This window comes from Pseudomonas sp. AF03-9 (assembly GCF_020515815.1).
In the GTDB taxonomy this organism is placed as follows: domain Bacteria; phylum Pseudomonadota; class Gammaproteobacteria; order Pseudomonadales; family Pseudomonadaceae; genus Aquipseudomonas.
The window spans coordinates 359,410-373,205 of record NZ_JAHPJF010000003.1; the positions used below are offsets into that span (position 1 = coordinate 359,410).

Sequence of the window (13,796 nt, forward strand, 5' to 3'; positions counted from 1 at the left end):
CTGCCAAACACAGACGATCCAATGTGGTGTGTCGGTTAGATGGCGTTGTGGCTCTTGAGCCAGCCCAAACCTGCCTCGGTGGTAGTCAGCGGTTTGTATTCGCAACCCACCCAGCCCTTGTAACCAATGCGGTCCAAATGCTCGAACAGGAACCGATAGTTGATCTCCCCGGTCCCCGGCTCGTTGCGTCCAGGGTTATCCGCCAGCTGGATGTGGTTGATCTCGCCCAGATGCGCGGCCATGGTGCGGGCCAGGTCGCCCTCCATGATTTGCATGTGATAGATGTCGTATTGCAGGAACAGATTGGCACTGCCGACCTGCTCGCGGATCGACAAGGCTTGCGCGGTGTTGTTCAGGTAGAAGCCGGGGATGTCGCGGGTGTTGATCATCTCCATCACCAGCTTGATGCCCGCGGCTTGCAGCTTGTCGGCGGCGTACTTGAGGTTGGCGACGAAGGTTTTTTCCAGGGTGGCATCGTCCACGCCCTGTGGCCGGATGCCCGCCAGGCAGTTGATCTGGGTGTTGCCCAGGACCTGGGCGTAGGCGATGGCCAGCTTGACCCCGGCGCGGAATTCCTCGACCCGGTCCGGGTGACACGCCAGGCCGCGCTCGCCCTTGGCCCAGTCGCCGGCCGGCAGGTTGAACAACACTTGGGTCAGGCCGTTGGCGTCCAGGTGTGCCTTGATTTCAGCCGAGCTGAATTCGTACGGGAACAGGTACTCGACACCTTCGAAGCCCGCATCGGCGGCCGCTTTGAAGCGAGCAAGAAAGTCTTGCTCGGTAAACAGCATGGACAGGTTGGCGGCAAAACGCGGCATAGGGTTCTCCTTAATCGAGCAGGGAAATGGCGGTCGGTGCGTCATTGCCGACCAGGGCCAGATCTTCGAATTCGTTGACGGCGTTGATCTCGGTGCCCATGGAAATATTGGTCACGCGCTCCAGGATGATCTCGACGATCACCGGCACCTTGAACTCTTCGATCATTGCCTCGGCGCGGCGCAGGGCCGGTGCGATCTGGCTAGGCTCGAACACTCGCAGGGCCTTGCAGCCCAGGCCTTCGGCGACGGCGACGTGGTCGACGCCATAGCCATTGAGTTCCGGGGCGTTGAGGTTGTCGAAGGACAACTGCACGCAGTAGTCCATTTCAAACCCGCGCTGGGCCTGGCGGATCAGGCCGAGGTAGGAGTTGTTCACCACCACGTGGATGTACGGCAGCTTGAACTGCGCGCCCACCGCCAATTCTTCGATCATGAACTGGAAGTCATAGTCCCCCGACAGCGCGACGACCTTGCGGCTCGGATCGGCCTTGACCACACCAAGGGCCGCCGGAATGGTCCAGCCCAAGGGACCGGCCTGGCCGCAGTTGATCCAGTGACGTGGCTTGTAGACGTGCAGGAATTGCGCACCGGCAATCTGCGACAGGCCGATGGTGCTGACGTAGCAGGTGTCTTTGCCGAACACCTGGTTCATCTCTTCATACACCCGTTGCGGCTTGACCGGTACGTTGTCGAAGTGGGTCTTGCGATGCAGGGTGGCCTTGCGCTGCTGGCAGTCGTTGAGCCAGGTGCTGCGGTCCTTGAGCTTGCCGGCGGCTTTCCACTCGCGGGCCACTTCAATGAACATTGTCAGGGCCGAGCCGGCGTCGGACACGATGCCCAGGTCCGGGGTGAACACGCGGCCAATCTGCGTCGGCTCGATGTCGACGTGAATGAACTTGCGACCCTCGGTATACACCTCGACCGACCCCGTGTGGCGGTTGGCCCAGCGGTTGCCGATGCCCAGCACCACGTCCGACTTGAGCATCGTCGCGTTGCCGTAACGGTGGGAGGTTTGCAGGCCGACCATGCCCACCATCTGCGGATGATCGTCGGGGATCGTGCCCCAGCCCATCAGGGTTGGGATCACCGGGATGCCGGTCAGCTCGGCGAACTCCACCAGCAGGTCGCTGGCGTCGGCGTTGATCACGCCGCCACCACTGACCAACAGTGGGCGTTCGGCTTGATCGAGCATGGCCAGGGCTTTTTCCACCTGGATGCGTGTGGCCAGTGGCTTGGCCAGCGGCAGCGGCTGGTAGGCGTCGATGTCGAATTCGATCTCGGCCATCTGTACGTCGAACGGCAGGTCGATCAGCACCGGGCCTGGGCGGCCGGAGCGCATTTCATAAAAGGCTTTCTGGAACGCGTAAGGCACCTGGCCGGGTTCGAGGACGGTGGTTGCCCACTTGGTCACTGGCTTGACGATGCTGGTGATGTCCACCGCCTGGAAGTCTTCCTTGTGCATCCGGGAACGAGGGGCTTGGCCGGTGATGCACAGGATCGGGATCGAGTCGGCCGAGGCGCTGTACAAGCCGGTGACCATGTCGGTGCCCGCCGGGCCGGAGGTGCCGATGCACACGCCGATATTGCCGGCCTTGGTGCGGGTGTAACCCTCGGCCATGTGGGAGGCGCCTTCAACGTGGCGAGCAAGGACGTGATCGATGCCACCCACCTTCTGCAAGGCCGAGTACAGCGGGTTGATCGCGGCGCCTGGGATACCGAAGGCGGTGTCCACGCCCTCACGGCGCATTACCAGAACGGCGGCTTCGATTGCTCTCATTTTGCTCATGGTTTTGGTGCCTCTTGCGTTTTGTAATTGTATACAAGTGGTTTCTCGTCAAAGTGTATTCACGGCGAGCGGCGCAGGTCAATTCATTTTGTTTATTGGCTTTGGCGTTCGTCGGAAGGCATTTTTTCGACGTATGGAGGGTTTGTGCGAAAATATTGTATACAAAAACAAATGTCATTGTGTTCTATTTGTTTGATCGAGCATCTCACGATTTAGACCTCCACCGCTTTTTCCATAACAAGATAAGGACGGCACCATGAGCGCTTTAACCTTGAAAATAGCCACCCAACTGGCCAGCCACGCCCTTACCGCAGGCCGCACGATTTCAGCGGCGCCGCTGACCATCGCGGTGCTCGACAGCGGTGGGCACCTGATCACCCTGCAACGGGAAGACGGCGCCAGCCTGCTGCGCCCGCAGATCGCCATCGGCAAGGCCTGGGGCGCGATTGCGCTGGGCAAGGGCTCGCGCTTGTTGGCGCTGGACGCGCAACAGCGGCCGGCGTTTATCGCCGCGTTGAACAGCTTGGGGCAGGGCAGCGTTGTGCCGGCACCGGGGGGGGTGTTGATTCGGGATCAGCAGGGCTTAGTGCTGGGGGCGATCGGGATCAGCGGGGATACGTCGGATATTGACGAGCAGTGCGCGATTACGGCGATTGAGGGGGTGGGGTTGTTGGCGGATGCGGGGGTGTCGGCTTGATTTGATGTGACTGCAAGGGCCTCATCGCGGGCAAGCCCGCTCCCACAAATGATTGGGTTCACACATTTATATGTGTGAATACGGCCAACTGTGGGAGCGGGCTTGCCCGCGATGCAGGCGGCTCGGTCTCAAGTCAAAGCCAAATGGCATCCCACAACGGGTAGTCGCCAAATTTCTTTACCAACCCAGCTCTCAAGGGATTGGCCACGATATACCGGGCGATCCCTTCAAGGCTTTCTTCACGGCGCACTGCATGGTCGTGAAAACCCGGCTGCCAGAGCCGACCCTGACGCCTGGCTACAGCGTTCACGACGCGAGTGCTTTTGGATTTCACCTGGCGCATCAAGGCGGCCAGTGAGCCTTTCTCCAGTGAGACTAGCCAGTGGAAATGATCGGGCATGACGACCCAGGCCAAAGAGGTTGCCAGGCCTTGGTTTTGGGCAATTCTGAATTGTTGAACGACTAGGCGGCCGAGCTTGAAGTCCTGGAAAACGGGCTCGCGATCAAGCGTATTGGTAGTCAGTAGATAGATACGGTTGGGCTCATCATACCTGCCAATGCGCAGGCGTTTTGAAGCGGGGAGATCAGGCATTCCATGGCCTCTTTTCAGTGGGTGTTCTGAGAGGCTAGATCTGTAGGGGGGAGGCTGATAGGCAGGCTTTTGGCAGGATGTGTCTGATATGGCGCTATCGCGGGCAAGCCCGCTCCCACAGGGGCCCGCAGTGTTCATTCATTTTGTGTCCGGCACAGAACAGTGTGGGAGCTGGCTTGCCTGCGATGGCCTCGCCGCGGTGTATCAGTCTGGCTCACACCCCTTGAGCACCAACCGGATAATCGTCTGCGCCGCCGCCTCATAATCCGCTTCATCCAGCTTGGCCTTGCCGGTCACCGCGGAGATCTGCCAGTCAAAATCCGCATAGGTCTGCGTCGCCGCCCAGATGCTGAACATCAGGTGGTTGGGGTCAATCGCGGCGATCAGGCCGCGATCCACCCAGTTCTGGATGCACTCGATGTTGTGCTTGGCCTGGGCGTTCAACTGCTCGATCTGGTCAGCGCTGAGGTGCGGGGCGCCGTGCATGATTTCGCTGGCGAAGACCTTGGAGGCAAACGGCAAATCACGGGAGATGCAGATTTTTGAGCGGATGTAGTTGCTCAGTACTTCCTTGGGCTCGCCGTCCGGGTTGAACGGCGTGGAGGCGGCCAGGATCGGCTCGATAATGCTTTCGAGCACCTCGCGATAGAGGTTGTCCTTGGACTTGAAGTAGTAATAGACGTTGGGTTTGGGCAGCCCGGCTTTGGCGGCAATGTCGCTGGTCTTGGTCGCGGCGAAGCCCTTGTCGGCGAACTCCTCGCTCGCCGCCCGCAGGATCTTTTCTTTGTTGCGCTCGCGAATGGTGCTCATAAACCTGGGGGTTCCTTGCCAGTACAGGCGGTCGGGCATAGTAGCACCGGCTTCGTGAGGCCCTCAAGAATGGGCACTGGCCACTCTTTCCCTGTACCGCGTTTGCCATTACCGTAGCGGCTCTTTCGCAGTGGGCAGTGGCCGATGGACTCCTCTGAAAAAAACGTGATTACGTCCTTGGATGTGGCCCGGCATGCTGGTGTTTCCCGCTCGGCAGTGTCGCGTACGTTCACCCCGGGCGCCAGCGTGGCTCCGGCCACGCGGGAAAAGGTGCTGGCCTCGGCCAAGGCCCTGGGGTATCAGGTCAATATGATTGCCCGCACCATGAACAAGGGCAGCAGTAACTTCGTCGGCGTGGTCACGGCGGGGTTCGACAGCGCGTTTCGGGCCAGCCTCTTGAGTCCCATCGCCCACAGCCTGAGCCGTCGCGGCCTGATGCCATTGTTGATGAACGCCGATGACCCTGCCCAGCTTGAGCAGTCATTGCAGGCGCTGCTCAGCTATCAGATTGCCGGGGTGATCCTTACCTCGGCCTCGCCGCCGTTGTCGGTGGTCCGGCATTACCTGGATCGGCAGATTCCGGTGGCGATGATCAACCGTGGCCATGAACTGGCCGGGGCCGAAGTGGTGGGCAGTGATAACCGTGCCGGTGGGCGTATGGCTGCCGATGCGTTGCTCAAGGGCGGTGCGCGGCGCCTGGCGTTTGTGGGCCAGGGCGCGCATAACTTCAGCAGCCGCGAGCGTTGGCTGGGGTTTTGCGAGCGTCTGGCCGAAGCGGGGGTGCAGGCACAGACGGTGGTCAATGAGACCCCGGGTTACCAGGGCGGAATGCAGGCGGTGCCGGCGCTGTTCAGCCAGGGGGAAGGGCCGGACGGGATCTTCTGCGCAACCGATATGCTGGCGCTGGGGGTGATGGATGCCCTGCGTTTTTCGTTGCGCCTGCAGGTGCCGCAACAGGTGCAGGTCATCGGCTTTGACGACATCGCCCAGGCCGCGCAACTGGCCTATGACCTGACCACGGTGCGCCAGGACAACGTGGAACTGGCGCAACGCGCCGTCGACGCGATCGTCGCACGGGGTGAAAACTTCACGCGGGTCGCCCGGTTCGAGCCGGTGCCGGTGACCCTGATCCAGCGCGGCACTACGATAATTCAGAAATAAAATTTCAATAATTGCTTGAAGGGAAAATTTATTTCGTGTTGTATGGGCAGTAAGCGGTGAGTGGCTGGCCTATCCAAAGGGCCGTGCCTTCACTTTTTTTTCCGGATCATTTGCACACGTGTGCAATCCATGCTGAAGGCCTTGTTTATGACGCAAGCAGAGACGTTACTGGACCGTGATCACCTGGCGGCGCGCTACGCGCTGGTGCGTCAGGTGGCGATGGATGCCGCGCAGCGTGGCATGGCGTATTACCGCAAGCGCGAGCAGTTGGATGTCGAACACAAGGATTCAGTCCCCCAGGATGTGGTGAGCATCGCCGACCGCGAGTTGGAGGTGTTTATCAAGGAGCGCCTGGCCGAGCAGTTTCCCGACGATGGCTTTGTGGGCGAGGAGGGTGGCGCCGCCGATTTGCAGGCACGTTGTGTCTGGGTGGTTGACCCTATCGACGGCACCAGTTGCTTTGTCAACGGCCTGCATACCTGGTGTGTGTCCATCGGCTTGCTGGTGGATGGCCAACCCTGGCTCGGCGCCGTGGCCGATGCCAATCACAACGAGCTGTTCCACGCCTGCCGCGGCCTGGGCGCCTATGTGAATGACACGCCGATCCGGGTCAGCGCGGCGGCGGATATCCGCTACGGCGTAACCGGCGTGGGCACCTCCCATCGGCGCGGCAGCGAGCATTTCATACCGTTTCTCTCCGGTCTGCTGAACGGCGGCGGCATGTTTATCCGCAATGGCTCCGGCGCGCTGATGATCGCTTACGTCGCCGCTGGGCGCTTGGTTGGCTACTACGAAACCCATATCAACAGCTGGGATTGTGCCGCAGGGCTGGTGCTGGTGAGTGAAGCCGGTGGCCGTTGCAGCGATTTCCTGCGCGGCGATGGCTTGCTCGGCGGCAACCCGCTGCTGGTGGCCAGTCCACAGGTGTACCCGCAACTGGCCGGGTTGATCGGCCCGTCACTGGAGGCTTGAGCGCGTTTCACCCTCTGCGTTTCAACGTACAGCGAATAATAACAATAGGAGACTGTCCGCCATGAAATCCCTGCTGTCCTTGTTTCACGCCGCGCCTGCGCAGCCATTGGTGGTCGACCCTGACGGGCGACTTTTCCGCCGGGTGCGCTGGCTGACCTTTTTGTCCATGTCGCTGAGCTATGCGCTGTTCTACGTGTGTCGGCTGTCCTTCAATGTGGCCAAGCCGGCGCTGGTGGGGCAGAACCTGCTCACTCCCACCCAATTGGGCATGATCGGTTCTGCGCTGTTCTTCACCTATGCGGTGGGCAAGCTGGTCAACGGTTTCCTGGCCGACCATGCGAATGTGCGGCGCTTCATGATGCTTGGGTTGCTGATCAGTGCGGTGGTCAACGCCTGCATGGGCCTGACCACCAATGCGATCCTCCTCACCCTGGCCTGGGGCCTTAACGGCTGGGCCCAGTCCATGGGCGTGGGGCCGTGCGTGGTGTCGTTGTCGCGCTGGTATACCGACAAGGACCGCGGCACGTTCTATGGTTTCTGGTCGATTGCCCACAGCCTGGGCGAGGCACTGACGTACATCGCCGTCGCCGCCGTGATCGTCACCTGGGGCTGGCAGTATGGTTATTTCCTCGCCACTGCCATGGGCGTACTCGGCATATTGCTGATCTACCTGTTCATGGCTGACTCACCGCAAAGCGCAGGCTTTGCCGAAGTGCACGGCGGCCGCGAAGACGCCGTGTCCAAGACCATCGGCAAATGGGGCGCACAACTGGCACTGCTGAAAAATCCTGCGCTGTGGTTGCTCGCCCTGGCCTCCTGCCTGATGTATATCGGCCGCTATGCGGTGATTTCCTGGGGGGTGTTTTTCCTGGAAAACGCCAAGGGCTACAACACGTTGTCAGCCTCGGCGCTGATCTCTATCACCGGGGTGTTCGGCATTGTCGGCACGGGCCTGAGCGGGCTGGTTTCCGATCGCTTTTTCGGCGGCCGGCGCCATGGCCTGGCGGTGTTGTTCGGCTTGATGAACAGCGCTTCGTTGGGCCTGTTCCTGTTCCTGCCCGGCGGCCATTACTGGCTGGATGCAATGGCCATGATGCTGTTCGGCCTGTCCATGGGCGCGCTGCTGTGTTTCCTCGGCGGCCTGATGGCCGTGGATATCGCCGCCAAAAGCGCAGCCGGTGCGGCGCTGGGCATGATCGGCATTGCCAGCTATGCCGGTGCGGCCGCCGGGGAGATCCTTACCGGGGTCTTGATCGAGCATGGCACCACCCTGGCCCAGGACGGCGGCAAGCTGTACGACTTCCACGCCCTGTCGTTGTTCTGGCTGGGTGCCTCGCTGATTTCGGTCTTGATGACCGCGTTGTTCTCCGGGCAAATCCATCGCCGCAAGCGAACACAGCGGCTGTTGGTCGATAAACCGCTCACAGACTGATCATCCCTTTTTCAACCGTTCCGAGTCGTCGGAAGCGGTACCGCTGCGCGCTCGAAAAGTGACGCAGTGGTGCCATCCACAATAAAAATAACAGGTGAAGACATGAAGAAATTGAGTGCTGGGCAGCATAAGAAAGCGTTGAGGCGGTATACGTTTATTGGCCTGGTCATTGCCTCGACCACCACCCAGGCACTGGAACTGGATTACCAGCACCAGTATTCGGAGGTCGAGCGAGAGCATAAGGACAAGGTGATGCTGACCCAGGCCCTGGACAATGGCTTGGCGTTTTCCTTCGAAGCGGTGATGGCCACGGCTCCCGACGGCGACGGCCAGCCGGGCAAGGCGTTTTCCCGCCTGACCAAGGACGAGCTCAAGGCCAAGGTCAAGTACAGCCACAAGTTGGGGGCCCACTGGAAGGTCAAGCCCAAGTTCACCTATGCCGACGGCAAGGATAAGAAATCCTACAAGCCGGCGCTGAAAGTGTCTTATGCCATCACCGACCGGTTCTCCATTACGCCGGGCTATTACCACAAGCTCACGCGCTACGACGAAGAGGGCAAGGCCGATAAGCACGACAACGCGGTCGAGCTGGGCGCCAAGTATAAATTCGGTCTGTTGTCGGTCGGTGTCGGGCGTAAGCAGATTTACAGCAACCAGATTGTGTTCGACGGTACGCGCAAGAACTACAGCAACAAGGTGTTATTCGAATACAAACTGACCAAACGCCTGACTCCGTACCTGGAAGTGGCCGACGTGTATGTCGACAAGAACACTGACCAGCGCCAGGCCCGCTACCGCGTGGGCTTCTCCTACGAATTCTGATCCAAGGAACCTGAACATGACCCTACTCAATCGTACGGGCCTGGCGTTGGCTGCGCTGACCCTGTGTACCGGCCTCCAAGCGTCCGAAACCGACCACTATGTGCTGGAAAAAGCCGTGCAGGTCAGCCGCCATGGCGTGCGCTCGCCTACCGATACCGACAAATTGGTCAAGGCCACCGGCCGTGCCTGGACCCCCTGGCTGGTGCAGGACGGTGAGCTGACCGGCCATGGCTACCTGGCTGCCAGTTACATGGGCGCCTGGCAGGCGGCGTATTACCGGGAGGCCGGGCTGTTGGCCAGTGGCTGTCCGCAGCCTGGCAGCCTGGTCGCGGTGGCCAGCCCCAAGCAACGCACGCGCTCTACCGCGGCGGCGCTGCTTGATGGCATGTTTCCTGGCTGTGGCGAAAAAGCCCTGGCGCGCACCCAGCCGGACCCGTTGTTCCAGACCGACGAAATGCCGTTCGCCAAACTCGATCCGGCCATGGCCAAGGCGCAGATCCTGCAAGCCCTGGGCGGTAACCTGCAAGCCGCCCAGGAGCGCTTGCGCCCGGACCTGGAGCGCCTGAAGAACGCGGTGTGCGAAGTGGGCAAGGCGTGTCCGTTTTTCGACACGCCGTGGGCGTTGAAGGAGGGCGATGGCGGCCGGTTCAAGATCAAGGGGCTGGACAAGGCGTCGTCGATGGCCGAGACCATTCGCCTGCAATACAGCGAAGGCATGCCCCTGGCCGATGTCGCCTTCGGCCATGCCCGCGATGCCGCGCAAGTCTCGGCCCTGGGGCGCCTGCACCGGGCCAAATATGACTTCATCAATGACACGCCGTACATTGCCAGCCGTGGCGGCTCGCAGTTGATGAACCAGATTGTGCTGGCCCTGGAGCAGGGCACGCCGATGGAGAAAAACGATCCGCTGGGCAACCCACCGGCGGCGCGCCTGCTGATGCTGGTGGCTCACGACACGAATATCTCGCACTTGCGTACGATGCTCGGGTTTACCTGGCAGTTGGGCGAGTACCAGCCAGGCAATATCCCGCCCACCGGCACCCTGGCCTTCGAGCGCTACCGCGACACCCAGACCGGCGAGCGCTTTGTACGCACGCGGTTCATCACCCAGGGCATGGATCAGATACGTGCCTTGCAGCGCCTGAGTCCGGAGCATCCACCGTTGCAGGCCGATTTCGATCAGCCGGGCTGCCGGCATACCTCGGTCGGCACCCTGTGTCCGATGGTGCAGTTCGTCGAGCGCACGGGGCGTGCCATCGACCGCTCGGCGCTGACGGCCTACCGCTATCCCTGACCCGGCGCGGCCATTCCCGCTCGCTCCGGGCGGGGATGGCCATCCGTAGACCCGACACAGGACACCGTTATGTTCATTTGCTTCGTAAGATTCACCCCGCTGGTCCTGGCCAGCCTGATTTCACTTCAGGTCCACGCGGCACCCGCCGATGACTTTGTGCTGGACAAGGTGGTGCAGGTCAGCCGTCACGGCGTGCGTCCACCCACCGACAGCGCGAAACTGGCCAAGGTCACCGGCCGCGCGCAACCCCGCTGGTCGGTGCCGGATGGGCATTTGACCGGTCACGGTTACGCGGCGGCGGTGGAAATGGGCCGCTATCGCGGCCAGGTTTTGCGCTCCGCCGGCCTGTTGCCCGATGGTTGCCCGTCGTCCGGGCAAGTGTTTGTGCGCGCCAGCCCGTTGCAGCGCACCCAGGCTACGGCCTTGGCGCTGCTCGACGGGTTGTTTCCGGGCTGTGGCCTGCAGCCTAGCGTGGTGCAGGGCGACAAGGATGCATTGTTCCAGGCCGACAAAATGCCCTTTGCCCGCCTGGACGCGCAACGCGCCGAAGACAGCGTGCTCGCCCGCATGGGCGGCAGCGTCGCCGGCGCACAGGCCCGCTACCGGGACGCGGAACAACAACTGCGCAACGTGATCTGCGCGGGCTCCGCCCCATGCAGCTACGCCGAGGAACCCTGGCAATTGACCCAGGACGAAGATGGGCGGCTGGCGATCAAGGGCCTGGGCACGCAGGCCAACCTGGGCGAGACATTCCGCCTGGAGTACAGCGAAGGCCTGCCGCTGGACCAGGTCGCGTTTGGCCACGGGCGCAGCGCGCGGCAAGTGTCCCAGTTGACGGCATTGACCAAGGCCAAATACGACTTCATCAATGACAGCCCTTATATCGCCAGCCGTGGCGGCTCGCAGCTGATGAACCAGATTGCCCTGGCGCTCGGACAAGGCACGCCCCAGGCCAAGGACGACCCTCTGGGGATGCCGCCCGACACGCGCTTCACCCTGCTGGTGGCCCATGACACCAACATTTCCTACCTGCGCACGCTGCTCGGGTTTCGCTGGAGCCTGGGCGACTACCTGGAGGGCAATATCCCGCCGGTGGGCAGCCTGCAATTCGAACGCTACAAGCAGCTCTCCAGCGGACGCTACTTCCTGCGGGTCGCGTTCGAGGCCCAGTCCTTGGAGCAGATTCGCCAGTTGACGCCGCTGACAAGGGCCCAGCCGCCGCTGCATGCCGATATGACCGGCACTCAGGGCTGCATCACGGCATCGGTGGGGGTGTTGTGCCCATTGGACGCTGCCTTGCAACGGTTGGATCAAAACATCGACCGTACTGCGTTGACGCCGTACCACTATCCATAACCCTGTCGGCCACCTATCCTCGGCAAAACTTTTCCGAGGAATGGAACATGGCAGGCAGCAGCTTACTGGTACTGATCGACGACATTGCCGCTGTGCTCGATGACGTTGCGTTGATGACCAAAATGGCCGCCAAGAAAACCGCCGGCGTGCTCGGCGATGACTTGGCGCTCAACGCCCAGCAGGTCAGCGGTGTGCGCGCCGAGCGGGAAATTCCCGTGGTGTGGGCGGTGGCGAAAGGGTCGTTCGTCAACAAGCTGATCCTGGTGCCCGCGGCGCTGTTGATCAGTGCGTTCGCGCCGTGGGCGGTCACGCCGCTGCTGATGCTCGGAGGCGCCTACCTGTGCTTTGAAGGCTTCGAGAAGCTCGCGCATAAATTCCTGCACAGCAAGGCGCAAGACCAGGCCGAGCACGCGCAGTTGGTCGAAGCCGTGGCGGACCCGGCGACCGATCTGGTGGCGTTCGAAAAGGACAAGATCAAAGGCGCGATCCGCACCGACTTTATCCTCTCCGCCGAAATCATCGCCATCACCCTTGGTACCGTGGCGGATGCGCCGCTGATGCAGCAGGTGATCGTGCTGTCGGGCATTGCCATCGTCATGACCATTGGGGTTTACGGCTTGGTGGCCGGCATCGTCAAGCTCGATGACCTGGGCCTGTGGCTCACTCAAAAGCCAGGCCAAGCAGCGCGCAGCATCGGCGGCGCGATCCTGCGGGCGGCGCCATACATGATGAAGAGCTTGTCGGTGATCGGTACGGCGGCGATGTTCCTGGTCGGCGGCGGCATCCTTACCCATGGCGTGCCGGTGGTGCATCACTGGATCGAGACCGTCAGCCTGGGCGCGGGTGGGGTGGCGTGGTTGGTGCCGGTATTGCTCAATGGCCTGGCGGGGATTGTCGCGGGGGCGGTGGTGCTGGCGGTGGTCAGTGTGCTGGGCAAGCTTTGGAACACCGTGAGGGCTTGATCGTCGCGGCATAAAAAAGGGCCATTCTTTCGAATGGCCTTTTTTGTGGCGGGTTACTCGGCGATCTGCAACTTGCGTGATTCCGTGTAGATGTAGCGCACCTTTTCATATTCGAACGGTGAGTTCATCTGCCCATAGCGGAAGCTGGTCTGGTAGCGCTTGTCTACCGCGCGCAGGGCCCAGATTTCCGGGTGGTTGGAGCTGACTTCGGACACGTTGAGGAAATTGATCTGGCTTTCGGCGCTGTAGTCGACGATCAGGCCGGTGGTGTCACGCAGGTTCGACGGGCCGAAGACCGGCAGAACCAAGTACGCGCCGCCGGGTACGCCGTAGAAGCCCAGGGTCTGGCCGAAGTCTTCGCTCTGGCGCGGCAGGCCCATGGCGGTAGCCGGGTCCCACAGGCCGGCGATGCCGATGGTGGTGTTGAGCAGCAGGCGCCCGCTGGTTTCCAGGGAGCGATGGCCCTTGAGTTGCAGCAGGCTGTTCAACAGGTTGGGCACGTCACCCAGGTTGTTGAAGAAGTTGCTCACGCCGGTGCGCAGGAAGCTTGGGGTCACGTAGGTGTAGCCGTTGACCACGGGCAGGAACACCCATTGGTCGAAGCGGTAGTTGAAGTGGTACACGCGACGGTTCCAGGCCTCCAGCGGGTCGTAGACGTTGAGTGCGGTCAGCGACGAGCGTTCGAACTCACGCTGGTCCATGCCGGGGTTGAACTTGAGCTTGGACAGTGGCTCCTTGAAGCCATCGGCGTCGACCTTGGTCGGTTCATGGGCCTTGCTGTTGTCGGCATTGGCCACGCCCGCACACATCAAGGCGGCGAGCAGCAGAAGATATTTAGCCACGGAAGAACTCCAGCATGGCGTCGGCGTTGACGCGGTAATTGAGGTTGCCGCAGTGGCCGCCCAGCGGGTAGACGGTCAAGCGATCGCCGAAGGTTTTACGCAGGAAACCCAGGTCGCCAGGGCCGAGGATCACGTCGTCGGCGTTGTGCATGACCGCGATTTTCTTGCTGTTGTGCAGGTAGTCCTTGAGGGCGTACAGGCTGACCTGGTCAACCAGTTGCAGCAGGCTGCCGCCGTCAGAGCGCGCGCGCC

13 protein-coding genes and 1 pseudogene are annotated in these 13,796 nt (G+C 61.6%); 8 read left to right on the forward strand and 6 right to left on the reverse strand.

Translation table 11 applies throughout. The annotated features are described in order from the left end of the window. Positions 1-35: 35 nt before the first annotated feature. Together hyi and gcl are read right to left on the reverse strand one after the other, a co-directional pair. On the reverse strand, positions 36-818 hold the full coding sequence (gene hyi, locus LIY36_RS08715) for a hydroxypyruvate isomerase (RefSeq protein ID WP_226455428.1): 783 nt from the start codon (positions 816-818) through the stop codon (positions 36-38). 10 nt (positions 819-828) lie between these two features. Beyond that, positions 829-2,604: a glyoxylate carboligase gene (gcl, locus tag LIY36_RS08720; protein ID WP_226455429.1), complete on the reverse strand. Its 1,776-nt coding sequence runs from the start codon at positions 2,602-2,604 to the stop codon at positions 829-831. A 256-nt stretch (positions 2,605-2,860) separates the two neighbouring features. Here gcl and LIY36_RS08725 point away from each other — a divergent pair, with 256 nt between their 5' ends. Continuing rightward, the gene (locus LIY36_RS08725) at positions 2,861-3,301 is read left to right on the forward strand and encodes a GlcG/HbpS family heme-binding protein (RefSeq protein ID WP_226455430.1); all 441 of its coding nucleotides are present in this window, start codon (positions 2,861-2,863) and stop codon (positions 3,299-3,301) included. A gap of 133 nt (positions 3,302-3,434) precedes the next feature. On the opposite strand, the gene LIY36_RS08730 is transcribed toward LIY36_RS08725, so the two are convergent. Together LIY36_RS08730 and LIY36_RS08735 are read right to left on the reverse strand one after the other, a co-directional pair. Next, positions 3,435-3,893, reverse strand: coding sequence for an REP-associated tyrosine transposase (locus LIY36_RS08730; protein WP_226455431.1), 459 nt, complete (start codon positions 3,891-3,893; stop codon positions 3,435-3,437). 204 nt (positions 3,894-4,097) lie between these two features. Beyond that, complete coding sequence (locus LIY36_RS08735; RefSeq protein ID WP_226455432.1) at positions 4,098-4,703, reverse strand: TetR/AcrR family transcriptional regulator; 606 nt, start codon at positions 4,701-4,703, stop codon at positions 4,098-4,100. 144 nt (positions 4,704-4,847) lie between these two features. On the opposite strand from LIY36_RS08735, the gene LIY36_RS08740 reads away from it, so the two are divergent. From LIY36_RS08740 to LIY36_RS08770, 7 genes are all read left to right on the forward strand, one after another. Beyond that, the gene (locus LIY36_RS08740) at positions 4,848-5,864 is read left to right on the forward strand and encodes a LacI family DNA-binding transcriptional regulator (RefSeq protein ID WP_226455433.1); all 1,017 of its coding nucleotides are present in this window, start codon (positions 4,848-4,850) and stop codon (positions 5,862-5,864) included. A gap of 147 nt (positions 5,865-6,011) precedes the next feature. Then, a complete protein-coding gene (locus LIY36_RS08745) occupies positions 6,012-6,836 on the forward strand; it encodes an inositol monophosphatase family protein (RefSeq protein WP_226455434.1) in 825 nt (274 codons plus the stop codon). Between the two features lie 61 nt (positions 6,837-6,897). Continuing rightward, entirely contained in the window at positions 6,898-8,268 is a 1,371-nt protein-coding gene (locus tag LIY36_RS08750) for an MFS transporter (RefSeq protein WP_226455435.1), read from the forward strand. Positions 8,269-8,337: 69 nt separating this feature from the next. Beyond that, positions 8,338-9,090 (forward strand): porin, encoded by a 753-nt coding sequence (locus LIY36_RS08755; protein WP_329959603.1) that lies wholly within the window; start codon positions 8,338-8,340, stop codon positions 9,088-9,090. A gap of 16 nt (positions 9,091-9,106) precedes the next feature. After that, positions 9,107-10,384 carry a histidine-type phosphatase gene (locus tag LIY36_RS08760; protein WP_226455436.1) on the forward strand — a complete coding sequence of 426 codons (1,278 nt, stop codon included), beginning with the start codon at positions 9,107-9,109 and terminating at the stop codon, positions 10,382-10,384. A gap of 69 nt (positions 10,385-10,453) precedes the next feature. Further along, positions 10,454-11,740 (forward strand): histidine-type phosphatase, encoded by a 1,287-nt coding sequence (locus LIY36_RS08765; RefSeq protein WP_226455437.1) that lies wholly within the window; start codon positions 10,454-10,456, stop codon positions 11,738-11,740. A 47-nt stretch (positions 11,741-11,787) separates the two neighbouring features. Beyond that, the gene (locus LIY36_RS08770) at positions 11,788-12,702 is read left to right on the forward strand and encodes a DUF808 domain-containing protein (protein WP_226455438.1); all 915 of its coding nucleotides are present in this window, start codon (positions 11,788-11,790) and stop codon (positions 12,700-12,702) included. A 53-nt stretch (positions 12,703-12,755) separates the two neighbouring features. Here the strand turns inward: LIY36_RS08770 and LIY36_RS08775 are convergent, their stop codons facing one another. Together LIY36_RS08775 and LIY36_RS08780 are read right to left on the reverse strand one after the other, a co-directional pair. After that, the gene (locus tag LIY36_RS08775) at positions 12,756-13,544 is read right to left on the reverse strand and encodes an MlaA family lipoprotein (RefSeq protein ID WP_192298814.1); all 789 of its coding nucleotides are present in this window, start codon (positions 13,542-13,544) and stop codon (positions 12,756-12,758) included. After that, a pseudogene (locus tag LIY36_RS08780) lies at positions 13,537-13,796 on the reverse strand (serine/threonine protein kinase); the annotation flags it as partial. The gene LIY36_RS08775 and the pseudogene LIY36_RS08780, both read right to left, overlap by 8 nt.